General features: G+C 45.9%; 27 protein-coding genes, 1 tRNA gene, 1 riboswitch and 2 other annotated features. Of the genes, 23 read left to right on the plus strand and 5 right to left on the minus strand.

Going from position 1 to position 25306, the window contains the following annotated elements:
• Positions 1 to 28: 28 nt before the first annotated feature.
• Positions 29 to 209, minus strand: a riboswitch (Lysine riboswitch).
• Between the two features lie 346 nt (positions 210 to 555).
• The 3 genes from RTR76_RS03170 to RTR76_RS03180 all read left to right on the plus strand — a co-directional run bounded on the left by RTR76_RS03170 (position 556) and on the right by RTR76_RS03180 (position 2566).
• Positions 556 to 1251, plus strand: a complete 696-nt coding sequence (locus tag RTR76_RS03170) for a TerC family protein (RefSeq protein ID WP_312516620.1) — start codon at positions 556 to 558, stop codon at positions 1249 to 1251.
• Between the two features lie 145 nt (positions 1252 to 1396).
• Positions 1397 to 1825, plus strand: a complete 429-nt coding sequence (locus RTR76_RS03175; RefSeq protein WP_132081091.1) for a HutP family protein — start codon at positions 1397 to 1399, stop codon at positions 1823 to 1825.
• A 135-nt stretch (positions 1826 to 1960) separates the two neighbouring features.
• Positions 1961 to 2566, plus strand: coding sequence for an HD-GYP domain-containing protein (locus RTR76_RS03180; protein ID WP_312516622.1), 606 nt, complete (start codon positions 1961 to 1963; stop codon positions 2564 to 2566).
• A 1-nt stretch (position 2567) separates the two neighbouring features.
• On the opposite strand, the gene lgt is transcribed toward RTR76_RS03180, so the two are convergent.
• Positions 2568 to 3356, minus strand: coding sequence for a prolipoprotein diacylglyceryl transferase (gene lgt / locus RTR76_RS03185; RefSeq protein WP_312516624.1), 789 nt, complete (start codon positions 3354 to 3356; stop codon positions 2568 to 2570).
• A gap of 133 nt (positions 3357 to 3489) precedes the next feature.
• Between lgt and RTR76_RS03190 the strand changes: the two genes are divergently transcribed.
• Complete coding sequence (locus RTR76_RS03190) at positions 3490 to 4017, plus strand: TlpA disulfide reductase family protein (RefSeq protein ID WP_312516626.1); 528 nt, start codon at positions 3490 to 3492, stop codon at positions 4015 to 4017.
• A gap of 39 nt (positions 4018 to 4056) precedes the next feature.
• Here the strand turns inward: RTR76_RS03190 and RTR76_RS03195 are convergent, their stop codons facing one another.
• Positions 4057 to 4332, minus strand: a complete 276-nt coding sequence (locus tag RTR76_RS03195) for a metal-sensitive transcriptional regulator (RefSeq protein ID WP_312516627.1) — start codon at positions 4330 to 4332, stop codon at positions 4057 to 4059.
• Between the two features lie 133 nt (positions 4333 to 4465).
• Between RTR76_RS03195 and RTR76_RS03200 the strand changes: the two genes are divergently transcribed.
• From RTR76_RS03200 to RTR76_RS03210, 3 genes are all read left to right on the plus strand, one after another.
• On the plus strand, positions 4466 to 5524 hold the full coding sequence (locus RTR76_RS03200) for an HD domain-containing phosphohydrolase (RefSeq protein ID WP_312516629.1): 1059 nt from the start codon (positions 4466 to 4468) through the stop codon (positions 5522 to 5524).
• Positions 5525 to 5600: 76 nt separating this feature from the next.
• Positions 5601 to 5860, plus strand: a binding site (T-box leader).
• A 143-nt stretch (positions 5861 to 6003) separates the two neighbouring features.
• Entirely contained in the window at positions 6004 to 6876 is an 873-nt protein-coding gene (pheA, locus tag RTR76_RS03205; protein ID WP_312516631.1) for a prephenate dehydratase, read from the plus strand.
• 67 nt (positions 6877 to 6943) lie between these two features.
• The gene (locus RTR76_RS03210) at positions 6944 to 8461 is read left to right on the plus strand and encodes a glycosyl hydrolase family 18 protein (protein ID WP_312516633.1); all 1518 of its coding nucleotides are present in this window, start codon (positions 6944 to 6946) and stop codon (positions 8459 to 8461) included.
• Positions 8462 to 8528: 67 nt separating this feature from the next.
• Here the strand turns inward: RTR76_RS03210 and RTR76_RS03215 are convergent, their stop codons facing one another.
• Positions 8529 to 8924 carry a hypothetical protein gene (locus RTR76_RS03215; RefSeq protein WP_312516635.1) on the minus strand — a complete coding sequence of 132 codons (396 nt, stop codon included), beginning with the start codon at positions 8922 to 8924 and terminating at the stop codon, positions 8529 to 8531.
• A 111-nt stretch (positions 8925 to 9035) separates the two neighbouring features.
• Positions 9036 to 9244: a binding site (T-box leader), on the plus strand.
• Between the two features lie 54 nt (positions 9245 to 9298).
• Between RTR76_RS03215 and leuS the strand changes: the two genes are divergently transcribed.
• Positions 9299 to 11779 (plus strand): leucine--tRNA ligase, encoded by a 2481-nt coding sequence (leuS, locus tag RTR76_RS03220; protein WP_312516636.1) that lies wholly within the window; start codon positions 9299 to 9301, stop codon positions 11777 to 11779.
• A gap of 77 nt (positions 11780 to 11856) precedes the next feature.
• Here leuS and RTR76_RS03225 read toward each other — a convergent pair whose 3' ends face one another.
• Together RTR76_RS03225 and RTR76_RS03230 are read right to left on the minus strand one after the other, a co-directional pair.
• Positions 11857 to 12462 (minus strand): DUF3841 domain-containing protein, encoded by a 606-nt coding sequence (locus RTR76_RS03225; protein WP_312516638.1) that lies wholly within the window; start codon positions 12460 to 12462, stop codon positions 11857 to 11859.
• Positions 12420 to 12977 (minus strand): DUF3841 domain-containing protein, encoded by a 558-nt coding sequence (locus RTR76_RS03230; RefSeq protein ID WP_312516640.1) that lies wholly within the window; start codon positions 12975 to 12977, stop codon positions 12420 to 12422. The genes RTR76_RS03225 and RTR76_RS03230 overlap by 43 nt, the downstream gene beginning before the upstream one ends.
• A 303-nt stretch (positions 12978 to 13280) precedes the next feature.
• Here RTR76_RS03230 and yedF point away from each other — a divergent pair, with 303 nt between their 5' ends.
• From yedF to RTR76_RS03305, 15 genes are all read left to right on the plus strand, one after another.
• Positions 13281 to 13871 carry a sulfurtransferase-like selenium metabolism protein YedF gene (gene yedF / locus RTR76_RS03235; RefSeq protein ID WP_312516642.1) on the plus strand — a complete coding sequence of 197 codons (591 nt, stop codon included), beginning with the start codon at positions 13281 to 13283 and terminating at the stop codon, positions 13869 to 13871.
• Positions 13871 to 15028, plus strand: coding sequence for an aminotransferase class V-fold PLP-dependent enzyme (locus RTR76_RS03240; RefSeq protein ID WP_312516768.1), 1158 nt, complete (start codon positions 13871 to 13873; stop codon positions 15026 to 15028). Before yedF ends, RTR76_RS03240 begins: the two co-directional genes overlap by 1 nt.
• Positions 15021 to 15257 carry a DUF3343 domain-containing protein gene (locus RTR76_RS03245; protein WP_312516644.1) on the plus strand — a complete coding sequence of 79 codons (237 nt, stop codon included), beginning with the start codon at positions 15021 to 15023 and terminating at the stop codon, positions 15255 to 15257. The genes RTR76_RS03240 and RTR76_RS03245 overlap by 8 nt, the downstream gene beginning before the upstream one ends.
• A gap of 19 nt (positions 15258 to 15276) precedes the next feature.
• Positions 15277 to 16434, plus strand: coding sequence for a double-cubane-cluster-containing anaerobic reductase (locus RTR76_RS03250; protein WP_312516646.1), 1158 nt, complete (start codon positions 15277 to 15279; stop codon positions 16432 to 16434).
• 3 nt (positions 16435 to 16437) lie between these two features.
• Positions 16438 to 17229 (plus strand): acyl-CoA dehydratase activase, encoded by a 792-nt coding sequence (locus tag RTR76_RS03255; RefSeq protein WP_312516648.1) that lies wholly within the window; start codon positions 16438 to 16440, stop codon positions 17227 to 17229.
• A gap of 417 nt (positions 17230 to 17646) precedes the next feature.
• Positions 17647 to 18768 (plus strand): ABC transporter substrate-binding protein, encoded by a 1122-nt coding sequence (locus RTR76_RS03260; RefSeq protein ID WP_312516650.1) that lies wholly within the window; start codon positions 17647 to 17649, stop codon positions 18766 to 18768.
• A 60-nt stretch (positions 18769 to 18828) separates the two neighbouring features.
• Positions 18829 to 19665 carry an ABC transporter permease gene (locus RTR76_RS03265; protein WP_312516652.1) on the plus strand — a complete coding sequence of 279 codons (837 nt, stop codon included), beginning with the start codon at positions 18829 to 18831 and terminating at the stop codon, positions 19663 to 19665.
• 14 nt (positions 19666 to 19679) lie between these two features.
• A complete protein-coding gene (locus tag RTR76_RS03270; protein WP_312516654.1) occupies positions 19680 to 20441 on the plus strand; it encodes an ABC transporter ATP-binding protein in 762 nt (253 codons plus the stop codon).
• A gap of 19 nt (positions 20442 to 20460) precedes the next feature.
• Positions 20461 to 21318 carry a substrate-binding domain-containing protein gene (locus tag RTR76_RS03275; RefSeq protein WP_312516656.1) on the plus strand — a complete coding sequence of 286 codons (858 nt, stop codon included), beginning with the start codon at positions 20461 to 20463 and terminating at the stop codon, positions 21316 to 21318.
• Complete coding sequence (locus RTR76_RS03280) at positions 21311 to 22105, plus strand: 4Fe-4S binding protein (protein WP_312516658.1); 795 nt, start codon at positions 21311 to 21313, stop codon at positions 22103 to 22105. The genes RTR76_RS03275 and RTR76_RS03280 overlap by 8 nt, the downstream gene beginning before the upstream one ends.
• On the plus strand, positions 22074 to 22922 hold the full coding sequence (locus tag RTR76_RS03285; protein ID WP_312516660.1) for a radical SAM protein: 849 nt from the start codon (positions 22074 to 22076) through the stop codon (positions 22920 to 22922). The genes RTR76_RS03280 and RTR76_RS03285 overlap by 32 nt, the downstream gene beginning before the upstream one ends.
• Positions 22923 to 22980: 58 nt before the next feature.
• Positions 22981 to 24051 carry a YedE family putative selenium transporter gene (yedE, locus tag RTR76_RS03290; protein ID WP_312516662.1) on the plus strand — a complete coding sequence of 357 codons (1071 nt, stop codon included), beginning with the start codon at positions 22981 to 22983 and terminating at the stop codon, positions 24049 to 24051.
• Positions 24052 to 24053: 2 nt separating this feature from the next.
• Positions 24054 to 24260: a sulfurtransferase TusA family protein gene (locus tag RTR76_RS03295; protein WP_312516664.1), complete on the plus strand. Its 207-nt coding sequence runs from the start codon at positions 24054 to 24056 to the stop codon at positions 24258 to 24260.
• Between the two features lie 487 nt (positions 24261 to 24747).
• Positions 24748 to 24841: transfer RNA gene (locus RTR76_RS03300), tRNA-Sec, on the plus strand.
• A 92-nt stretch (positions 24842 to 24933) separates the two neighbouring features.
• Positions 24934 to 25062 carry a hypothetical protein gene (locus RTR76_RS03305; RefSeq protein WP_312516666.1) on the plus strand — a complete coding sequence of 43 codons (129 nt, stop codon included), beginning with the start codon at positions 24934 to 24936 and terminating at the stop codon, positions 25060 to 25062.
• Positions 25063 to 25306: the final 244 nt, after the last annotated feature.

Here is a 25306-nt window from a genome sequence, read left to right on the forward strand (position 1 = left end):
ACGCTGCTTAAGATAGATATCTTAGCGCTAATGAGATAGTCCTCCACCTAAAAACATTTTAGGTGACAGTCTTGCACTTATTCAGTACAAGCCCAGCAGCAAGTGATTGCCTCAACCCGCGCTTCGGCGAATATCCCTTTCCCTACAATTCATCGCATTGGCAAAGCTTATCGTAGATAATCATGAGTATTCGCGCCTCTATCTGGCACACTATTTATTTCTAAATATGATTATAGTATACTCTTTGTGGACACGTCAATGATTTGTCTTTTTACGATGGGGAAAATACCATAGAATGAAACGAGAATAGTATTGACTGATATGAGCGAGTGTAATATGATGGTAATAATTCAATATCTAAAGGGGAGTAGCTATTAGGTATAGTCAACACCACTGCTAACGCATGGCTGTACCGTTGGAATATCCAACAGCGAGACCTTTAGTATGGCCATATACATACTAAGGTCTTATTTTCGTGGAGAGAAAAGGCCTTACGACGTTTGTAAGGCCTTTTTATTGTTTTGCTATAAAAATATGGTGAAAGGGGTTATTTCGATGGAACTATTGGCAGCGTTAGGCAGTATTACATTCATCAATCTAATACTAAGCGGCGATAATGCGGTCATCATAGCTCTGGCTAGTAGAAACTTACCCCCCGAACAGCGCAAAAAGGCTGTCTTATGGGGAAGTGCGGGAGCAGTGGTATTGCGGATTGTTTTAACTATGATCGCAGCTCTCTTGCTACAAATTCCTTATGTACAATTTGCCGGTGGTTTAGCTTTATTATGGATTGCTGTAAGCTTACTAGGTGATGACAAACAACATGATGTAGCTTGTAAAGAAGCAGCAAGCTTTTCCGAAGCAATAAAAGTAATTTTATTTGCCGATCTTATTATGAGTCTTGATAATGTCCTGGCTATCGCCGGAGTTGCTAACGGCAATATGCTGTTACTTATCGCCGGGCTGGCAATGAGTGTTCCGCTAGTTATTTTTGGCAGTCAGATGTTGATGTCTCTTATGGATCGGTATCCAATTATAATTTATATTGGAGCGGCTATTTTAGGCTGGACAGCAGCCAAAATGATGGTAGCAGATGCTGCTATGGGGCCGATTCTTGAACCCTATGCGCTATTGCTTGAACTTGCATTGACGGCATCTGTGGTTGGCGTAGGCCATTGGCTGAAAGTCCGAGCGCAAAGTGTTCCCGCAAACACAGAAGGTGCTCCTGCTTTTCGGGATGGTGAAAAATAAGTAAAACAACCGGTTCGCTTAAGCGAGCCGGTTGTTTTACTTATATGCACTATGTGTCAGAGATATTGACAGGGAATATCCTGACTGCTACCATAAAATTGTGTATACTGCTTTCAGACAAAATAAATTGTAAGGATGCGTTTTGATGAACGAAATTACCAGTATTGATATAGGACGGGCTGCACTCCGCATGGCGCTTAGTGAAACTCGGCAAGATGAACAAGATACCCGGCAGGGATTGCAAAAGCGAAATATACTGTCGGTGGCTGTTGACTTTGGCGGAGAGTTTGTTCCCTCTGTAAAGAAAATCATTGAAAGGGCTGTCGTAGCTGCACAGCGTCAGGGTGTTGTAGCTGCCAATCACGTAGGTGAGGGGGCGGTTGCCGGTGCTACAAGGGCAGCTCTCGAACAAATTGCCTCAAGAGCTATCGGCCTGAATGTGGGCGGAAAAATCGGCATTGCCCGTTATGAGGAACATTTGTGTGTGGCTATTTATTTTGGTGTTGGAGTCCTGAATCTTAACGAAGTGGCGGTAGGCTTAGCACATCGATCTTTGCCATCCGATCAACCATAGAAGAGCCGGCCTAGGGCCGGCTCTTCTTTATATATGGATATTTTCTTCAGGTAAGTATTGGCAATAAACGGAAATTGGATTATAATAGCTAATGATAATTAGTATCAATAGACCGATCGGCAAGGGTGGTTTTTTATGAATATACAAGCTTTTACTGTTGATGATTTACACGAAATTGTAGATGCTCTGTCTACGGCAGTAGATGCTAAAGATCCCTATACACACGGACACTCGGAGCGGGTAGCGCACTTAGCAATAGCTATAGCCAGAACAATGGGAATGACACGTGAGCAGCAATCCATTTTGCACATTGGCGCTCATCTGCATGATGTGGGGAAAATTGGTGTTCCTGACGCAGTTCTTTGTAAACCCGGCAGACTGACAGATGAAGAATATGCTGCCATCAAGATGCACTCGATGATTGGCTATAATATTGTTCGCAAAGTTCGTATTCTGCATCCTGTTGCTACAATTGTTCGTTCTCATCATGAACGAATGGATGGCAGAGGATACCCCGACGGACTGCAAGGTGAAGAAATTCCCATGGAAGCCCGGATCGTTGCAGTCGCAGATTCATATGATGCTATGACCAGCCAGCGTCTATACAAGGTTTGTGTTTCCCCGGCGGAAGCAGTAAATGAAGTTAAACGATGTGCAGGAACGCAGTTTGATGCCGATGTAGTCGAGGCATTCAACCAACTGTTTGCAAGCGGAGCATTGACAATCGAACAATCTGCATGAGCTATTTGCTTTTTTGGGGCAAATGGCTTTTTTTTCTGCCGACCCAGAAAAATAATGCCATCCCCACAATAACTACCGACAGACTGGTTAACTGAGCTGATTTCAGTCCCCACAGCAGCGTATTATAATCGCCCCGCAGGTATTCAAGAAAGAATCGGGCTGTCGAGTATAACACGGCATAAAGGATAAATACCTGTCCTTTAGCGTGATTTGTTGTGCGGAATAAGAGTAAGAGGACAAAAATGATAATGTCGATTTGACCTTCCCAAATTTCTGCCGGCCACAGAGGCTGGCTGCCGTAAGTCTGATAGGCTAATGTCGTAGAGGGATATAAAATACCGAAGTTACTGCCTGTAGGGTGCCCAAATGCATCCCCATTCATAAGATTAGCCATACGACCGATTGCTTGTCCCATGATAACTGCTGGAGCAGCTACAATATCGGCAAAAGCCCATGTATCTATACCATGTCGCTTAGTATAGAGGTAACCGACTAATGTTCCTAGCAGTACTCCGCCTTGAATAGCCATACCACCCTGCCAGACAAAAGGAATCTCCAATAGATGATCTTGGTAATAGTGCCAGTCAAAAAAGAATACATCCCACAAGCGGGCGCCTACAATGCCGCCTAACCCGCAATAAATCCCCATATCGGGAACATGTTGATGCCATCTCCCATCCTGCTTTGCAAAAAAATAGGCAGTTCCGGTGGCAAGTATAATCGCTAGGCTGAGAATCAGCCCATATGCTCTGATAGGGAAATCGCCGATAAAGAAGAGATACTGGTGCATAGAAACCTCCTGTTAATTAACTGATTAGTTATAGTTTACCAAAGGATGGGCTGCTGGTAAATTTAATTGTATAGGAATTTTACGTAAGGGTATCGAATAAAATCGGAGAATAGAGTATTTTGGAGGGATTATCGTGCGAAAACGATTTTTGCTTATTGCAATGTGTGTTATTTTGGCTGTTACAGGCTTATGGTATATAGCTGTTCATACTGGTAAGGCAACAAGACAAGTTCAGGCTCCTGCTGAGCTAGGTGTAACGCAAGGAAAGGGATTTGCCGGGTTTACACTTGCTAACTTGGAAGGTCAACAAATTATAGTCGGTCAAACGGGCAAAGTGACAATCATTAATTTCTGGGCTACTTGGTGCCCCCCATGCCGGGAGGAAATGCCGGAATTAGACCGTTTTGCCCAAAAATATCGTCGGTCAGTGGACTTCTATGCAATTAATATACAAGAGCACAGTGATAAAGTCAGTGAGTTCTTAAAACAAAGCAAGTATACAATGACTGTACTTTTAGACAGTGATGGTACGGTTGCAAAAAACTTCCGTATTAGTGCGATACCGACAACGATTGTTATTGATAAAGAAGGGATAATTAAGTTCCGCAAATCAGGGCCGGTGACGATGAATGAGTTAGAAGAGATAATGAAAGGCCTATAGGCCGTAATAATAACAGCCACCCAGCAATGCGGGTGGCTGTTATCGTTTGAGAAAGGTCAGCATTTGCCTAATAACCTGCTCTAAGTTTTTCTGGTCATCCGGTGTCGAGCTGTTACTGCTGCGTACAAAGTCCATTGCACTGTTTTCAAGCAGTGTAAGACCGATCTTTTCAATGGAAGAGCGGACGGCGGATAACTGAATCAGGATATTGCCACAGTCTTGTTGTTCGTCAACCATTTTCTCAATTCCGGCAATATGGCCTCTTACATTGCGAAGCCTGTTCAAGGTTTCCGTGCGTAGCAAAGATTCTGACATAGTACACCTCATTTTGTAGTTGAAATCCACATTTTGCAGAGTCGTTAATATATTAAACAGGTAAGAAGTGTCAGAGTACATTAACTCGACATAATATATAGTAGCATAATGGGTGAAGAGAGGTGATTAACGAATGAAATATGTTGAACGCCCATTAGTAATAATTGTTGTAGCGATGGCAATTCTGCAGGTGTTTGGGATAATTGTTGACAGTAACGTATTGGCTAACCACATCCTCCGGCTTGCGCTGGTAGTGCTAATGGTAATTTATGTTAGTTTTAGTCAATTCTGGCTGCATAAGATCAGAGCAGACTTAAAATTTCATGATACTATATGGCAGAGTATTCCCTATGGAATCGCTTGTTATAACCGGCAGGGGGAAAGAGGTTTTTGTAATGATGCCTATATACGGCTGCAAGCCGGTTGTCCGGGGAAGCTTTACAGCGCTGCATTGGAGCGGGCACTGGATGAGGGCGGCTTCCACACGTTAGCGTGGTCCGTAACGAATCAAACCGGCACCGTGCATATCGAGAGCCACTGCATGGCAGTTTTGCGAAATCGTTTTATAGCTGCTATTACTATGCTGAGAGAGAAAACCAAAGAGCAGGAAGCTTTTGAAAAACAGGAAGAGGAATACCTTGAAGTCGTTAAAGTGATGGTGAACATGTTTGAGTTAAAAGATCCATTTGGCCAGGGTCATTCTGTTACAGTTAGCAATTTAGCTCATGATTTGGCACAATCACTCAACATGACGAAAAAAGAAATTGCTGTTATTACAAAAGCAGCATTAATCCATGATATAGGAAAAGCTACTATTCCAGCGGATGTGTTAAATCAGGAAGAATTGACAGATTCCAATTATGAGATCATCAGAAAGCATGCCGCTATTGGTGCCCAAATAGCCGAAAATATACAGGGATTGCAAGAAGCTTCTTTATTGGTGCGCCATCATCATGAACGCTATGATGGACGGGGATATCCCGATGGCTTAAGCGGTGAGGCAATTCCTTTCGGATCACGGATGATTGCAATAATAGATGCCTTTGATGCGATGACGACAGGAAGATCTGTACTAGGACGGCGGGATGTCGAAAGTGCAATTGCTATTTTGCAGTTAGAAAAAGGAAGACAGTTTGATCCCCAAATTGTGAATGATTTTACCGCTATGATACAAGCTAGTCGAAAAAAGTAAGCTGCTTAAGGCATATTGAAAAAAGATATTGCATCAGTCTGCAGCTTATGATACAGTAACAGAAATAACTGAAAAAATAAAAACGATGATCAGGAAAAGTAGGCTTATACTGTTGGTGCAGAGAGCCGGGGGGCGGTGGGAGCCCGGTACGCAGGTTAAGCTGAAGTTCGCCTTGGAGTTGCGTTCTGAAATTTGCCTTGGCAAAGTGTAGGTCACGCCGGAGCCTTACCGTTAACGTAAAGGGGAGTATCGGCTTTAGAGCCCGTACTTTAACAAGTGGTTCGCTTCTGGCGGACATTTAAGGTGGTACTACGGGAATAAATTCCCGTCCTTTTGAGGACGGGAATTTTTTTTATCTTATCAGAAAGTATAACTTTCTGATTGGCGAAATAAGAACGACATAGGCTTCCACCTGCGTCCTAAAGGACTTGGTGCAAGCCAAGTCTTTTCTAATACCGAAATGGAGAGGAGTAAAGCAAATGCCGACGAATGAGAATGCAGTCAAGATGGTGGCCTATTTAGGCCCGCAGGGAACTTATAGTGAAGAAGTTGCCTATCAAATTCATGTAGGGAATAAAGTGCAGTTTACTCCTTATAGCAGTATAGATGCTGCTATTATGTCAGTTGTTGATGGCAGCAGCGATGAATGTGTCGTCCCTGTTGAAAACTCTCTGGAAGGTTCGGTGACGATTACTCTTGATATACTGGCCCATGTAGAAAGTTTGTTTATCATCAGGGAAACGACACATGCGATCAGACATAACTTACTGGTGAATCCACAAAATGGCCCTATTGAGGTGATCGTATCTCACAGCCAGGCACTGGCGCAGTGTCGCAGCTATCTGCAGGAACACTATCCGTCTGCCCTGGTAAAAGCGGTTCAAAGTACGGCGGAAGCAGCTTTCAGTGTCGCGGCGGGGATGCCTAAACATGCGGCGATAGGCAGCTTGCGAGCTGCAGAGATATATGGACTGGATGTTGCTGCTGCAGGCATTCAGGATAATTCGTATAATAGCACCCGCTTTTTGGTTTTAGGCCGAAAACCGGCAGTTTTACAAAAGGAGCAGCATAAGACATCCATCGTATGTCAGATAGATGGTAAGAAACCAGGCAGCTTGTGTGAGATTCTGCACGAGTTTGCTCAGCGCAATGTGAATTTGACGCGAATTGAGTCACGCCCTGCCCGCACGCAACTGGGAGCCTATATCTTTTTTCTTGATTTAGATGGAAGTTTGGAAGACTACGAGGTATTCGCAGCTGTTAAGGCTGTGAAGGAAAAGAGTATTTGGTTTAAAAGCTTTGGTTCCTATCCTGTTGTCGATACAAGCCGGCCAAGCAAAGAGCGTTTATAACAGGAATTTCGTAACTGGCCACGAATATATTATGTAATATTGTAGGAAAGAAACCGGTGGAGGAAGTATGCGTAAACTGTTCATGCTAACTTTTTTGGGACTGTTTTTATTGTTTACACCCGTTGTTTCAATGGCGCAGCTGCTGGAAAATGATATTGTAGTAACTGATGCATGGGGCACAAAAGTGGACAGCGGAGCCAAAGCATTTGTGGACAGAGGAGAGACCTGGCTGCCGGTTGAGACGGTAAAATGGTATTCTGAAGAGCAGATACGGATTGATTTGGCGGAAAAGCGAATATATGTGACGCTAGACGCTCCGAGGTTTCAACTGGAAACAGCTAATTTGGACCGTACTATACAAAAAGGACTAACACTTAATTTTCCCATAAAGCTCATTGAGGGTAAACCTTATATCAATCTGTACAACTTAGACCGCGTATTGGGAATAACCGCTAAGCCCCGTAAAGAAGAAAAGATCGTAGACGTAATTCCTGAAGCCAGTTTGGGCTATACGGCATATCAGATAAACAAACCAAGAGATAAGACTGTTTTTACTGGAAAGATTAATGCCGTGTGGGATCATGTTGGTATTGTCAACCGCAATCTTGGAGTTGAACCTGCAATTGACGGTTTGGATGTTATCTTACCTACCTGGTTCACCATCACCAATGCTGAGGGCATGGTACTGAACAAAGCTGACCAGCGTTATGTTACGGATGCACATGAGAAAAGATATAAGGTATGGGCATTATTATCAAATGGCTTTGACCGGGAATTAACAAGAAAAATACTGCAAGATGTAACTGCTCAGGAAAATGTTATCAGGCAGATTATGTTGTATGTAAGTCTATATAATCTTGATGGTATTAATCTTGATTTTGAAAATATGTATGAAGAGGATAAGGAACGATTCACTTCTTTTGTCAAGCTGCTAGCAACTGCTTTGCACGAGCAGAACGCTGTTTTGTCTGTAGATGTTACGGTTCCTTCCAATTCTGCCTTTTGGTCGCGCTGCTACGACCGGCGGGAGCTTGGTAAAATTGCAGATTATGTTATGGTAATGGCCTATGATGAGCATCCTCGCCTAAGCCCGGTCAGCGGATCGGTAGCTTCCTACGGCTGGGTTGAAAAAGGCATTGCGGCAACATTGGCGGATATACCGAAAGAAAAAGTAATTCTTGGGATTCCTTTTTATACTCGTGAATGGGAAGAGACTAGCAGTAATGGCACTGTAAAGGTGCAGGCAAAGACATTGTCAATGTCTCAGACGAATGAAATTCTTAAGGATAACGGCGTTAAGCCTGTCTGGCTGGAAGACAAAGGCCAGTACTATGCTGAATATACAAAAAGAGATAAGCAATATAAAATTTGGCTGGAAGAGCCGGCCTCTTTGAAGCTCAAAGCAGAACTAGCGCTGACATATCAATTAGCAGGTGTTGCCGCCTGGCGCAAGGATTTTGAAGAACAGCAAACTTGGGACGTACTAAAAACCGTGTTAAAACCAGCAGCTGCACAACCAGAGAATAAAGAACAGCAAGAGCAGAAAAAACAGAAAAAATCAAAAAGGCATAAAAAGATAAAATAATTATTTCCAGGAAATACCAAATAAAATGAAATAGACGGCCTGAACTGTAATGTTCAGACCGTCTATTTCATTTTATTGATTTTATCCAGTTCTCCAGTTCTTTTAATACTTCTTCACGGGCTACCCGAACTGCTTCCCCAGACCATTCCTGTCCGGTATCACCATCAAACCAGCTGTCTTTTTGACTGAAAGCGCTGGTAGGAAAAAATTTTTCTCTTGCAGATGCGTAAACACCATCAAGCATACTTTGTTTTATGGTTTTTCTGGTTACCTTTGCGCCAACTTTTTCTGTTGTAGTGACTTCCAGGCCGCTAGGGCCGGTGGCAATTTCGACGTGGCTAAGCAGCTTGCTTCTTTGACTGGCAGCGGCGATGGCCTTTTTAGCAGCAGAGGTTGCTTCTTCCCGTTTAATATCGTCATTCATTACAGATATGCGGACATTGCCAATAATCAGCTTATACATAACACACCTCCTATAAGCTATTGTATTTCTTATATTTTCATGTTAGAACCAGTAAAGACTGAGAATAGGCGAAAGTTGACATTCTATTTTTGCTACTATATAATGGTAATCAATAATCCAATGACACAGAGTAGTAAGTTTTGAAAGCAGGTGCAGAGAGTTGGCGGTTGTTGCGAGCCAAACCATGTTAAGCTGAACTCGCTGTGAAGGAGCGACTGCGAAACTAGGACTAGCAGTCTACGTGTTACCGGCGTTAACGGTAGTGAGTGGATGGGAGATCCCATCAATCAGGGTGGTACCGCGAGTAAATCGTCCCTGGCTAGAAGCCGTGGACGTTTTTTGTTTTTTATGCAAAAAAGCCTAGGAGGTTCTTCATGAAAGAAAAGTATACACCTCACGAAATTGAAACTAAATGGCAGCAGCATTGGTCCGATGCTAAGACCTTTAGTACCGAAGTAAATCGTCAGCGCCCAGAATACTATGTTCTTGAGATGTTTCCCTATCCTTCGGGAAATCTGCATATGGGACATGTGCGCAATTATTCCATTGGTGACGTAGTTGCTCGTTTTAAGGCCATGCAGGGCTACAATGTTCTCCATCCTATGGGATGGGATGCTTTTGGCATGCCAGCGGAAAATGCAGCGATTAAACATGGAATTCATCCAGCAAGCTGGACCTGGGATAATATTGCCAATATGCGCCGTCAGCAGCAGCAGCTTGGTCTCTCGTATGACTGGGACAGAGAGGTTGCTACCTGTCATCCTGATTACTATAAATGGACGCAATGGCTTTTTCAGCTGTTTTATGAGCGTGGCCTAGCATATAAGAAAAAGGCAGCTGTCAATTGGTGCAATGACTGCAACACTGTTTTAGCAAATGAACAAGTAGTGAACGGTCAATGCTGGCGCTGTGATTCAATAGTAGTAAAAAAAGAGCTTGAGCAATGGTTTTTTAAGATTACTGAATACGCTGACCGGTTGTTGTCTGACTTAGGTGAGCTGAAAGGCTGGCCGGAACGCGTAAAAACGATGCAGGAAAACTGGATCGGACGCAGTGAAGGTGCGGAATTTACATTTGCCATACCAGAGCTGAACGATGAGATTGCCGTTTACACTACACGCCATGATACTGTTTTCGGTGTTACTTATCTCGTGCTTGCACCTGAACACCGTTTAGTAGAAAAGCTAATTGCCGGCACACCGACAGAGCAGGCTGTGCGCCAGTTTGTAGAAAGAATCCGCAATATGAGCGAAGTCAGCCGTACTTCAACTGAGACGGAAAAAGAAGGCATGTTTACAGGTGCTTATGCCGTAAATCCCTTTACCGGAGCTCAGGTGCCAATTTGGGTGGCTAATTATGTGCTTGTTGAATATGGAACCGGTGCTGTTATGGGTGTTCCGGCACATGATGAGCGGGACTGGCAGTTTTCTACTAAGTACGGCTTAGCTAAGAAGGTTGTTATTCAGCCTGCTGATAAGCAGCTTCAATTGGATCAAATGTCCGGTGCTTATGATGGGCCGGGAGTGATGGTTGATTCTGGTGATTTTACCGGTCTTACCAATGAACAAGGCAAGTTAAAAATAGCAGAGTGGCTGGAAGCACAGAAAATTGGTAAACGGAGAGTGAATTACCGTTTACGAGACTGGCTGGTATCGCGTCAGCGTTATTGGGGTGCGCCAATCCCAATGATTTACTGTGAGCAGTGTGGTATCGTTCCTGTGCCGCACAAAGATTTACCGGTTAAGCTGCCGGAAAATGTGGACTTTACTTCCGGTTCCGTCTCACCTCTTGCCCAGGTAGAAGAGTTTGTTAATTGTTCCTGCCCCAAATGCGGTGGAAAAGCCCGCCGTGAGACAGATACGATGGATACTTTTATTGATTCTTCGTGGTACTACCTGCGCTATACCAGCCCACAAAGCCTGACCGAGGCCTTTGATGCTGCCAAAGCGAATTACTGGATGCCGGTAGATCAATATATTGGTGGTATTGAGCATGCAATACTACATCTATTATATTCCCGGTTCTTTACCAAAGTACTAAAAGATGCCGGTCTGGTAAATGTTAATGAACCCTTTAAAAACCTTCTTACGCAAGGAATGGTTATTAAAGATGGTGCAAAAATGTCCAAATCGAAGGGGAATGTAGTTTCACCTGAGGAGATTGTTGGTAAATACGGCGCTGATACAGCCCGGCTATTCATTCTTTTTGCAGCACCTCCAGAGCGTGATTTGGAGTGGAACGACCAGGGCGTTGAAGGAGCATTTCGTTTTCTCAATAGATTGTGGCGAATTGTAGATCATTTCGCACCTTTTATGGGAGACCGGACAGAGACAATCAACCAGGAAGAGTTGAGCAAATCTGAGCGTGAATTACGCCGGGCATTACATGCGTCTATTAAGAAGGTCACAGAAGATCTCGGCGACCGCTTCAACTTTAATACAGCTATTAGTGCAATTATGGAACTTGTTAATGCCATGTATGCGTTTAAAGAACAACAACAGCAGATCAATGCAGGCCTGGCACATGAAGTTATCTCCAGTTTGCTTAGACTGCTGGCACCCTTTGCTCCGCATATGGCTGAAGAGCTATGGCATGAGACTATCGGAGACAATAGTGTTCACAAACAACAATGGCCCATTTTTGACGCAGAAGCAATTAAGGTTGCTGAAGTTGAAATCGTTTTGCAAATCAACGGGAAAGTTCGGGATAAGCTGCTGATTCCGGTAGGAATTGATGCTGCCGAATTAGAGAAAAAAGCGCTGGAACAAGACAAAGTAAAGGCGTTGATTGAAGACAAGCAAATTGTGAAAGTCATCTGCGTTCCTCAAAAACTAGTGAATATAGTAGTAAAATAAAGGACAGGCTGCTTACTCTGCAGCACTGTCGCAAAAAGGCATCTTACGCACAGGCGTAAGATGCCTTTTTTTAGCTTCTAGGGAATGATTTCTTGTAACCACTGCCGGTCAATATACCACAGTCCTGCCTGCATGTCAGGAAACAGAGCGGTACCTGTTTTCTTTACGTGTTGATCATAGCGGAATAGGTTTTTCCAGCTGTCCTGGAGCTCTTTTTTGAGGTGGGGATAAAAGGGGGGGGTAACCACATCCCCAGTGTAACTAATTCCGTAGTGGGTTAGTTTTTCAGCGAACTTCGCTGCTTCTTCTTCTGATTGTCCGAGGTAACGTCGGTTCAAAATCTTGTTCCAATCGCTCATTCGGAAAGATACCGTATGCTGGAGAGGCACACTCAGTTTTAAGATTTGGGTTCCGGGGTGATGGTCGAGGTATCTTAGGTCGTAGAAAGTCCAAACGGCCGATTCTGTCAGTTTGGGCTTTGGTACAATACGCTGAGCATGTTCGGTGTACCACGAATAAGACTGTAAGAACACAGCGGATACTTCCCCATACTTCCGGGCGATGTATTCCAGCTTCACATAATGACAGCCTTCAGTCAGTAAATGGTGAACGACTTCATCGCTCTGGGCTGTATAGAGTGTTATGTGGTTATGGTAACAATCCATTCTTTTTTCAGCTCCCATATGGTTCCCACCCTGACTTCACTAAGAATGATGCTTTCATCAAATAAGCGATCCCAGCTTTTAATGATCTTTCGTTTAATGATGGGATAAAATGGCGTCATATAGGCAGTGCAGTCATCAATACCGTAGCGGTTTAACAGAGAAGCATGCTCTTTTTCATCCTGAGCATTTGCCGGAATATACATATAGTTAACAATCTTACCCCACTTGTCAATATCCAATGTGATCAGCTGATCTTGTTCAACTAAAAGCTCTATTTGCACATTCCCGGGGCTGTTTCCTATCTTAGCTTCTTCTGCCAGAGACACCCAAACGGGGTATTTTACATCTTCAGGTGGTCGTACTAGCTTGCTTGCTGCCTGATAGTACCAGTTGTACACATCCAGGTATAAACCAGCGTGATCTTCCATTTTGCTGACAATGTATGCCTTTTTTACTATATAGCGGTCATTTCTTGCTAATTCGTGTACGATGTTTTCGTGCTGTTTGGTCCATAATTTTACGAAGTTTTTCACAGTTTATCCCTACCAATCACAGCAGAATAAGGTATTAAATTGCAATTATTTTATAATGAATGAATCTGTAACGTCAAATTTTATTGATAATTTCGATAAAAAGATGTAGGTTTATTTTTTTATAGGCATTTGAATTGATTGCAGGCAAGAAAGAACCGTTTCTTGATGAAGTTTATTTAAATTATCAATGAGAGTTTAAAATAGCAATTGAAAATTGCGATTAGTTTAAATTATTTATTTGTGCTAGGATAACAAAAAAGAAGCTTACTTTATCAGGAGACTGAGACATAAGGGAGATAACCTATGCAACAAATAAATGCAATTGGAGATGCCTGTCCGCTTCCGGTAATTAAAACAAAAAAAGGACTCGCCGCAATGGAACAGGGCCAATTAGAGGTGCTGGTAGACAATGAGGCAGCAGCTCAAAATATCCGGCGGTTTGCCGAGTCGGCAGGATGCCAGTTTGACGTATCTCGTAGAGCTGGCATTTTTCACATTACACTTATAAAAGGAAAACCTCAGCAACACGAGCCTTCTTTTGAACGGGCAACAAGCGAGAAAAAAACAGTTGTTGTCCTATCGTCCGATACGATGGGTACTGGTAATGATGAGCTGGGTCACATTTTGATGAAGGGATTTATTTTTACTCTTACTCAACTGGAAATATTGCCTCATACCATTCTGCTTTATAACACGGGTGCGAAACTGGCCGTACATGGTTCAAATTCGCTTGAAGACTTAGTCAGCCTGGAACAGGGCGGAGTTTTAGTCCTGACCTGCGGCACTTGTTTGAATCATTTGGGCATCGCGGAGCAGCTCGGCGTAGGGGAAGCAACTAACATGTACCGCATTGTCGAAGAAATGCGGGACGCTGAAAGCATCCTTCGCCCGTGATGGATATGATTTATTTTGATAACGCTGCCACGAGTCTGCCCAAGCCACCAGCGGTTGGGCTTGCAATACTGGAGGCTATCAACACGTTTGGCGGGGCTGGAAGGGGCGGTCATCCGGCTTCTTTGGCCGCAACCCGCTGCATTTTCCGGGCTCGTAAAGCAGTTGCTGAGCTGCTAGGATCAACTGCCGATCAGACAGTTTTTACTTCCAATGCAACGGAAAGTTTAAATATTGCCATCCTTGGATTGCTGACTCCCCAAGACCATGTCATTACCACAGTCCTGGAGCATAATTCTGTATTGCGGCCTCTTTATAAGCTCCGTTCCCAGGGGATGGGATTATCCATTATCGGCATTGACCAAAAAGGAAATTTGGATTATGACGGTTTTTACCGTTCCTTTCGCCCTAATAGTAAAGCCGTTGTCTGCACCCATGCCTCTAATTTAACAGGTACAGTCACCAATCTGGATTTTGTCGCCGATTTTTGCAAAAAGAACGGTTTGCTGCTAATTGTGGATGCATCGCAAACCGCCGGCGTGCTTTCCGTTAATGCGGACAAGCTGGGCATTGATGTTCTTTGCTTTACCGGACACAAAGGGCTGTTAGGGCCACAGGGAACAGGTGGAATTTGCGTCCGCAAAGGACTTGCTGTAATGCCGCTTAAGGTAGGTGGCAGCGGGTTACACAGTTATTCGGAAATCCATCCGGAGGGTATGCCTGAAGCCTTGGAAGCTGGTACTGCCAACGGACACGGAATCGCTGGCTTGCTGGCAGGAGTTGAATACATTCTAAAGACGGATATGGCTGTGATCCGCAATAAAGAACTGGAATTAACGAGGCTCTTTCGTCAAGGAATTGAAACGGTTGCTGGCGTGCGCATCTATGGCGATGCAACTGTGCCGCATGCTCCCATTGTTACCTTAAATATCAGTTCTATGGATTCAGGTGAAGTGGGGGATCGCTTAGCAAGGGATTACAATATCTGCGTTCGAACAGGGGCTCATTGTGCTCCGCTGGCCCATGTGGCTTTAGGTACCCAGAGGCCGGGGGCGGTACGGTTTAGTTTTTCCTCTTTCAATACAGAGGCGGAAATCTACACAGGAATTCAGGCAATTGCTGAGATTGCCGCAGAAGGGGGAGCAGGGATAATTGGCTAGAGAGAAACAACCCAAATTGGTTATTGCTTTTCCCACAACAACGGCCGCAATGGCCATGGAGGCTGTCTGTGAAACCAAGCAAGGGCGTTTAATACCGATTCCTCGGGAAATCAGTGGCAGCTGCGGTCTTGCCTGGTGCGCGGAACCGCAGTGGGAGGATATGCTGCTTCAGATAATGGCTAAACATAAGATTGAATATCAGGAAAAGCGAATTATTTTACTGTATTAACGAAGGGCGGGATTTGCAAATGATCGAGAGGAAAACCCAGTTGCCTCAAATATTTGATAGCTTTGCAGAGGCAAGGCAAAATGGATTTTTAGCGATGAAAAAAATTAAAGACAGCGGCAAAGGGGTGGTGGGCCAGTTCTGTACCTATACCCCGCTGGAAATTTTTATGGCTGCCGACCTTGTCAGTGTGGGGTTGTGTTCTACCAGTGACGAGACCATTCCTGAAGCGGAAAAGGTGCTGCCGAGTAACCTGTGTCCGCTGATTAAGTCCAGTTACGGTTTTGCCATTACTGACAAATGCCCTTACATGTATTTTTCCGATTTGGTAGTAGGTGAGACAACCTGCGACGGTAAAGTAAAAATGTATGAACTTCTGGCTAAGGAAAAAAATGTTCATATTCTTGAGCTCCCCCGCAGGCAGGATACTCCAGAAGCTCAGGCACTTTGGCGTGCGGAGCTGGTACGGCTAAAGGAACGGGTGGAAAAGGACTTTGGTGTTACGATAACAGATGACCAGCTGCGCCAGGCGATTGTCAGGAGGAACATGGAACGCAGGCTGCTGAAGGAACTGTATGAGCTGAGTATTATGACGCCGCCGCCCATAACCGGACTCAGGCAGCTGCAAATTCTATTTGGCTCTCAGTTTAAATTTAACTGGGAAGAGAAGGTCGCGGAAATCCAAAACGCAATTGACAGTATCCGTGACGCCTATCTAGCAGGAGAGAGGCCGGTCAAGGAAGAGGCGCCACGAATTCTCATTACCGGCTGTCCAATGGGTGGTGTCACTGAAAAGGTAGTAAAGGTAATTGAGGAGGCTGGAGCAGTTGTCGTTGTTTATGAAAACTGTACCGGAGCCAAACAGCTGGACCGGCAGTGCCGGGAGGCGGGGGACCCACTGACCAATATTGCGGATCACTATTTGCAGATTGGCTGTGCCGTTATGACCCCTGACAATAACCGCTTTGCGCTTTTAGAACGTCTCTGTGAACAATTTCATGTCGATGGTGTTGTAGAAATGACACTGCAAGCCTGTCATGCCTACGCAGTAGAAGCTCATTCGGTTAAAGCGTTTATGAAACGTAAGGGGATTCCGTACCTGCAATTGGAAACTGACTATAGTACATCCGATATCGGTCAGCTATCCACCCGGGCTGGTGCTTTTGTGGAGATGTTATAAGATATGATACAAGCGTCTGTAGGCATCGACTGTGGTTCTACTGCCTGCAAAGGCATCCTTCTCCAAGGGGACAATATTCTTGCCTCTTGTATGCTGCCTACCGGCTGGAGCCCCAAGGACACATCCCGGGCAGTTTTAGGTCAACTGCTGGAAAAGACCGGAATAAAAAACGAAAGTGTCCATATTATTGCTACCGGTTATGGGCGTGTGAGCATCGATTTTGCGCACCAGACTGTGACAGAAATTACGTGTCACGCGCTGGGGGCAGAGTACCTGCTGCCGGGGGTGCGCACAGTTGTTGATATTGGCGGACAGGATTCCAAGGTGATTGCCGTGGAGGATGGACATGTCCGCTCTTTTCAAATGAATAATAAATGTGCCGCAGGTACCGGTCGTTTTTTGGAAATGTCGGCTAACCGCATGGGTATTGATATGGCGGAGTTTTCGGCCCTCCTTTCTGCCGGAAAAAGCTGTTCGTTAAGCAGCATGTGTGCCGTGTTTGCCGATTCGGAAATCGTATCGCAGCTAGCAGCGGGAAAAAGCCGTGAGGAAGTGGCAGGCGGCATTGTTCATTTAGTTGTCGACCGTACTGTTGCACTGGCGGCCCAAGTGGAGCCTTCTAGCCCCGTACTGCTCACAGGCGGCTTAGCGGGGGTGGAGGGGCTGCGACTGACTTTAGAGAAAAAGATTGGCTTTCCGGTAGTTTCATCCGGTTTATCTTGTTTTGCTGGTGCTATTGGCGCTGCGAGAATATACTGGGTAAGAAAAGCCCGGAGAAATATTTCTGAGCAATAAAATTTCTATAGATTTTTTCTTATAAATAAAGACTGCCAGTATGCAGGTGCGGGACTGCTGCTGGCAGTCTTTGTAATATTTTGTCAGTTTTTCGTGTAATTATAAAATAATTGTGATTATTATAAGAATTATAGTAATTATCAATTGTATTTGAGTTTGTTCATTTAAAATCACGATTAGTGCATTTAAATTATCTGTGTTAGGATAACACACAGATAAGCTTGTCTTAATTAGCGAATTACAATTAACTATTAAATTGCTGTTAGTTTATCAATTATACTGCGGAGTGTAGCTTTATATTGAATTCTGTGGAGGAAGGCAGCTCTAGCAAAGAAATCCCCGCCTTTGTGTATTCTAGCGGCGGCCAGGCAGGATGATGACAGTGGTAAATATTGCAAGGACGGAGGGCGTTGAATAATGAGAAAAGCAATTATTTTGTATGTAACGGCAGTCATGGTTGCTTGCCTGATAGTGGCAGGCTGCGGCCAATCGGCAAGCACGACCGGTCAAGTGCCGACAATTAAAGTCGGCTATACGTTCGTGGATCATCACGCCAGCTTGATGGTCGCGGCGAAAAAGGGTGAGGCGTTTCAAAGCTCCGGCACTTATTTGAAGCCGGTGGTGGACAAAGAGAAATATGAGCTGTTTGACAACGGGAAAAAAATTGCGAATATTGAACTGGTTGTTACCAAAAGCGGTTCTGAGTCAGCTGTACTTTTCGCCCAAAAGCATATTGACTTATCTCTGCTTTCGGTGACTGCCGGGATGGCGGCAATTGACGGGGGCACGCCGATCAAAATACTGTCACCGCTGCAGACTGAAGGACTGGCTCTCGTTTTCCCAAAAGACAGCGCGGTGAGCGGCTGGGATGGCTTTATCACATACCTTAATACAAAAGAGGAGCCGGTAAAGATCGGTTACCATTCGCCGACAAGCGCGCCGCTGATGGTGTTCGAAGGAGCATTAAAGCAAAACAAAGTGCCATATACGCGGAATCCCAACGAGCTCAATGCCAAGATTTTGCTGGTGGACCTTAAGGATACGCCTAATCTGATACCTGCACTCACCAGCAAACAAGTGGACGGGTGGGTAGGACCGTCGCCGCATCCCCAAGTGGCAGAGAAAACGGGGGTTGGCAAAATTGCGCTTGACCTGCGCGATTTACCCCCGCAGGGTGCCTGGCATGATGCTCCCTGCTGCGCTATCGCTGGGCGGACAGAGTTTCTCTCTCAGAATCAGGCAGTCGTGGTGAAATTTCTGAAACTGATGGCTTACGCCGGTGATTATGCCAATAAGAACCATGACGAATATGCCGAGATTGTCGCCCAATGGATCGGCATCCCGGCCGATGCCGCAAAAGCTTCCACGATCGTATTTTTGACCTATCCGACTGATACGTGGATCAAGAATTTGGGCGTGTACCAGGAATTGATGAACTCGATGAACAAGTATAAAGGGCCGCTGAAAGGTAAGCCTCTGAACGAAGTCATGGACCAGGTTTTTGATTTCAGCTATATTCAGCAGGCTCAAAAAAAATAGCACCGGACAGGATATCCTTTGGGGCCGGTTTAGCCCCGGTGTAATTTATATGGGGGGCCTATGAGAGCAATTGTTTCAGGAGTAATCAATATATTGCTGCTGCCGGTGTTGTTTCTGGGACTCTGGCAGGCCATTGCCATGAATATCGTCAACCCGGTTATATTACCGGCAGTTCCCGCCGTTTTTGCCATTCTGGCAGCGCCGACCCAGGATTTGCTGAGCATGGGATCAATGGTGCAAAATATTGTGGTGAGCCTCTGGCGGGTACTGGCCGGGTTTGTCCTGGCTGTTATCCTGGCCGTACCGTTAGGTATTTTGATGGGGTATAGCCGGAATGTCTTTGATTTGCTAAATCATTTTTTTGGTCTTTTGCGGCCTATTCCACCGCTGGCGTGGGTTCCGCTGGTACTGGCCTGGTTTGGCGTTGCCAGCCTGGCAAATGTCTTTGGTGTGGAATCCGGCGAGGCGTACTTATATTTGCGGAATGTTAAAGTATCTATGATCTTCATCATCTTTATCGGTGCTTTTTTCCCGATTATTACCAGTACGATTTATGGTGTGCAGAGTGTGCGGAATATTTTGGTGGACACAGCCCTGGTGCTGGGAGCGGGCCGGCGGGACGTGTTTATTAAGATTCTCCTGCCGGCCGCCGCTCCTGCGATTGTCAGCGGCATGCGGACTGGCCTGGGTGTGGCCTGGATGTGCCTGGTTGCTGCCGAGATGCTCCCGGGAAGCATTGCAGGCGTAGGGTATCTGATCACTCACGCTTATACGGTAGCCCGTACCGACATCGTAATTGCCGGTATGATTTCAATCGGCGCTATCGGAGCTGTGCTGGACACCAGTTTCAGGGCTATTGCCGACAGGAAGTTTGCCTGGCAAAGATTGGCCCGCTGAATATAAGGGGGTGTATGGTGTCTGAGGCGGTATTAATAGCTGAAGAAGTATCTAAGGTGTTTCAGACCAGCAACAGGGAAAAGGTTGAAGCGTTACAGGCGATCAGCATTTCAGTCACTGAGAATGCTTTTGTCTGCATAGTAGGCCCGTCGGGGTGCGGCAAATCTACTTTGCTCAGATTATTCGCAGGATTGGAGAAACCGACAACTGGGATTGTGACTTACCGGCAAAAGCCAGTAGACCGTCCCTCAGCCCAAATCGGCATGGTTTTTCAGGAATACTCGCTGTTGCCGTGGCGGATGGTGGCTGATAATGTGGCGTTGGGACTTGAGTTTGCCGGGGTGCCGCAAGCGGAGAGGACGGCACGGGCGATGGATTGTCTGGACTTGGTGGGGCTTGCAGATTTTGCCCGGGCTTACCCTCATGAACTGTCCGGCGGGATGCGGCAGCGAGCGGCTATTGCCCGGGCGCTGGCGGTGGCGCCTGATGTATTGTTAATGGACGAGCCGTTCGGAGCCTTGGATGCCCACACGCGAATTTTGCTGCAGAAAGAGCTGCTGCGGGTTTGGGAACAGCATCGGCAAACGGTGATTTTTGTTACCCACAGCGTGGATGAAGCTGTATATTTGGCAGATACCATTCTAGTCATGTCCAGACGGCCGGGAAGAATTATGGCGAAAATCACGGTGGATATGCCCCGGCCGAGAGATCGGGCATTACCTAAATACGGGCAGTTATATGCAGACATTCTTGCAATGCTGGATGAGGTTACATAATTGTCTAAAGGAGCTAATTATGGGCGATAAAAAAGAAGGATTAAATAGAAGATCGTTCCTTAAGGCCGGTATAGCCTCCCTTGCTGTTGCAAGTGCGGTACCCGGCTTGTTATATGCAGGCCGCTTCCAGGCCGATTCGCTGCAGGTATGGTCGTGCGGAGGGCTATCTGAAGCTTTCATGGAAGCTAACAACCTGTATGAGCAGCGAAACGGCATTCAGGTCAATTATACCGGGGCCTTCGCTGCTGCCCTAGGGAAATCCCTTATCGGCGGAGCGGTCACAGAGATCTTTGCCGGACGGGTATTGCAACTGGCTAAAACACTACGGGCAGATAATAAGATGCTATATTTCAGGCCGCTGTGCTTTACGGACTATGTTTTAATCACACCACTGGACAATCCGGCAGGAATCCAATCGGTTCAGGATCTTGCACGGCCGGAAGTCAAGGTGATTTTGCCGCTTGGTGCTTCGCCTCCGGGCGGGGACGCCGTTATGGGTATACTCAAAAAAGCAAACATTGACCGGGCGGTTCTCAAAAATATGATTAAAAAGGAAAGTTGTGTCATCAAAATGATGCCGGCAATCATAAACGGCGAGGGTGCAGTCTCTATTGTGGAGCGGCGTCTTACCCGCCAGGACGCATTTTCCGGGAAAGTAAGAGTGATACCCATTCCGGAGAATTTGTTTCCTCCCGGCCCATTAACATTCACTATCGGCGTAATGAAGTATGCAAAAGATCGTGCGTTGGCCGATGATTACGTGAATTTTATTTGTTCCGGTGAGGGGCAGGCGATTTTTGAGAAGCATGGCTTCATTCCTGCCAGCTCTGCAAAAGGGCAGATGCTTGTCGAACAGCTGGGGGTAAAAGATGTCTAATCAAACTGAGCGTATAAACCCAGCCCGACTTTCCCAGGTTCGTACAGGGGTTCAACTATCCATGCTGGCTGTTTTGGGACAATGGGCTTATTACGGTGTTTTTCGCTGTCCTTTTCTTGTTCCTTTTGTAAATTGCCAGGTTTGTCCGGTCATCACTTGCTGGGGAAGGATCACCAGTTACTTCTGGGGATTTTGGCTGTTGCTGCCCGTATCGGTTTTGCTTGCCGGACGATTTTTCTGCGGCTGGCTCTGTCCCGGCGGCTTCATTAATCAAATCATCGGTAAGTTTTCGTGGTCAAAGCTGCGCACACGCAATCAACTTGTGAGTTTTGCTCCGATCGGGATGGTTATTGCCTTGCTTGCAGTTGCCATCATCTGGTTTGGCTTCAACAACCCCAGAATGATGGTGCCGATACGGGTTGGTGAGTTCTGGAGCTCGCTCCGGCTTTCTTTCGAAAATGCCTCTGCTGCCTGGCTGGTTCGCACGTTTATGGTATTGGGGCTGACAGCAGCGGGTTTGCTGGTGGCCAACATGTGGTGCCGTTTTATTTGTCCCACCGGCGGTTTGCTTGAGCTTTTTAAAGGGATGGCGATTTTACGCGTCTTCAAAACCAATGCCTGCAATGACTGCAACGCCTGCCTGCGGGTGTGTGTGATGGGGACCCGGCCTGATGAAATGAATTGCACTAATTGCGGTGACTGTTTGCAAGCTTGCCCTATTGATGCTATAAAATTTGGTGAAAAGAGGCAAATCAATGACAAAACTGCGCGATCGCAGATCTCTTGAACAGCACCCCTGCTTTCACGGAAAGGCCAGTGCCCACTGGGGACGAATTCATCTACCAGTGGCGCCAAACTGCAACATTCAGTGCAACTTCTGCAACAGGCTTTACGCTTGCGTAAATGAAAGCCGGCCGGGAGTGACACGGCACATTCTCCAGCCGGCTGAAGCGCTAGCGGCTTTAAACAGACTTTTGCAACAGCGAAAAGATATTGTCGTGGTGGGAATCGCTGGACCGGGAGACCCGCTTTGCGACTTGGACAGAACACTGGAGACGCTCCGTGCCGTTCACGCTCTTCATCCCACACTTTTAATCTGTGTATCTACTAATGGACTTAACCTGCCGAGCCATATTGACGAACTGGTTGCCGCCGGAGTGACCCATGTCACAGTAACGGTCAATGCTGTTGACCCTCATATTGGTCAAAAGATATATGCTTCAGTTACCGTCAATCACCGGCTTTATCAGGGTCTTGAAGCCGGAAAAATACTTCTCAATCGGCAGGAGGAGGCTGTTGTCGGTTTGAAGCAGCGAGGTTTGATCGTTAAGATAAATACGGTCGTACTTCCCGGTATTAATACCGATCATATTCCTGATATTGCTGCAAAGGTAGCCATGTGGGGAGCCGATAAAATGAACTGCATACCCTTGATTCCTGTTCAAGGTACCCCTTTGGCGGAACATGTGACTCCTACCGAGGCCGAAATGGCCTTCATACGAAAATCGATATCCGGTCACATGCCGCAAATCTTTCATTGCCGCCGATGCAGGGCAGATGCTGTAGGTTTGCTTGGTGAAGGTGATATGGCAGGGGCGAATTAAATGGATAAATCGGATGAGCTTAGTGGATTTACTACAAGATTTTATTGGGAGGGTTATTATGTACTGGATGATTATTGCTTTGACCGGGATTGTATTTGGACTGGGGTCGGTCCTATTGGTGAAATCAGGCAATCCAGGAAATTATGGTTTTTGTGCTGCTTGTCAGCTTAGGGATATTGCCGGGGCACTGGGCATTCATCAAGCAGCAGCGCTGCAGTATGCCAGACCGGAAGTATTAGGGTTTATTCTGGGTTCATTCAGTCTTGCAAAAATCAGCGGCGAGTTTCGTCCGCGGGGTGGTTCGAACCCGGCGCTCCGGTTTGTTCTGGGTGCGATGATGATGGTGGGAGCACTGGTATTTTTGGGTTGCCCACTGAGAGGTATTTTGCGGCTGGCCGGAGGAGATTTGAACGGCCTGACAGGCCTCGCCGGCTTTGCCGCCGGCGTTGCTGCCGGAGCAGTTTTTCTGAAGAACGGTTACAATCTGGGCCGGGCCCGTTCTTATACCGGCGCGAAGGGGGCTGCCGGCTATCTGGCTGCTGTCGGGGCAGTTATTTTGACAGTGGGTGTGGGTACGCAAGCGGTATTTTTGAAATTTAGTGCTAGCGGCCCCGGTTCGTTACATGCGCCGGTTATCATGAGTCTGATAGCAGGTATAGCGGCTGGAGCATTAGCATGGCGGAGCCGGATGTGCTTGAGCGGTGGCATTCGCGATTATATTTTGGTACAAGATACCTATCAGCTCAAGATATATGTTGTCATTTTTCTTGCTGCTCTTGCCGGCAACCAATATTTTGGCTTTTTCAAGTTGTCGTATGCATCACAGCCTCTTGCACATACGATGCACCTGTGGAACTTTCTAGGGCTGTTCCTCACTGGCCTGGCGGCTGTTTTGGCCGGTGGCTGCCCGCTTAGGCAAATCATCATGACCGGGGAAGGGGATGTGGATGCTTTGTTCTGCTTAGTAGGCATGCTGGCCGGGGCCGGAATCGCTCACAGCTTCAATCTTGCCGGAAGTCCGGCAGGTGTAGCTTTGAACGGACAAGTGGCCATAGTGGCCGGAATTGTAGTCACTTCTGGCATTGGCTATGCTTTTAGAGAAAAACTGACTATTACTGTGGAGGGTTAAACATGGAGAAAAAATTGGATTTAAGAGGTCTAAGTTGTCCCATGCCGCTTTTGGAGACCAAGAAAGCACTAGAAAAAGCGGAGATGGTATCCATTATTGTTGATGAAGCCGCTGCCAGGGAAAAGATCATTGCGTTCGCTAAGTCTAAGCAGTACCAGGTTGAAAGCAGCAGCAGCAGTAGCGAGTATACCCTGATAATACGCAAATGACAACTTAGGGGATAACTTTTCGCTTTGCTTATCTAATCAGTGAGTCAAGATACCCGAGATAATAGAGGTGAAAGGACAGGTGGAGCAGACACACCACCTGTCCTTTTGCGTCTTCAGCTTTGCTGAAACGAGTTCACTTACTGTCAGTGTTTTGTTACATTGACAGTTTTTTTGTTCCTTTTTGCGGATCAAAGAGCGGTAAATGCATTAATACTGCGGTGCGACGGTATTTGTCACTATTTTGAGTGTGGCTGCCAACTTAGTAGTACAACACCGGCTTGCAGCAGTTCGGCCCATAAGTAGTAGTAATTTTCACTAGTTTCCTAATAATGAAATAATAAGCTATATTGTGAAAAATCGTGCTATTCTTTGTTTTTTGTGACTATTGATTTAAAAAACATCGCAAATTGATTAAAATTCATGTTGTTTTTGAATTATCTAAATAGTAATATAATAACATAAACGATTGTCGACAAACGGCAAATATGGAAGCAGAGAGGTACTGGTGTGCCTACCGGTCTTCAAAACTGTGTTGCGGCCGAACAGTCGTGGGTGGGTTCGATTCCCATATGCTTCCGCCAAAAAAAATGTTATGACAAGTAGACGAGAATTGGGTATGAATATTCCTTATAAGCAAAGTATTGAAGAATTATAAGGTAGGAGGAGTCAAATCATGTTGCTGAAAGACAAAATAGTCATTAGTATCGGCGACAAGGACGGCATCCCTGCCGACATGATCGCATTGAATGCGCAAGCCATGGGTGCAGACAAAGCATTCTCATCGATAGAATACTTTGTCTGATCCACTTCAGGCGCCACTGATCTTTCTTTTGCGGATCTGTTGGCGGAAGTCCGGTCGGGACTGAGCGTATGCCACACTTGTGAGCCAGAAGTTTATCTTCAATTATCTGAAAAACAAATCAGATCGAGCGATCAAAGCTCACAAATTCGTACTGTGCTGTACGTTTTGGCGACACTATCTTTGTCGTTTTTAGCGCTTAGTACTTTTTCTGTCTGCTTCAATAGGGAGTCATGTGTACTGTCAG

It is taken from the genome of Anaerospora sp. (assembly GCF_032013335.1).
Lineage (GTDB): Bacteria > Bacillota > Negativicutes > Sporomusales > DSM-15969 > Anaerospora.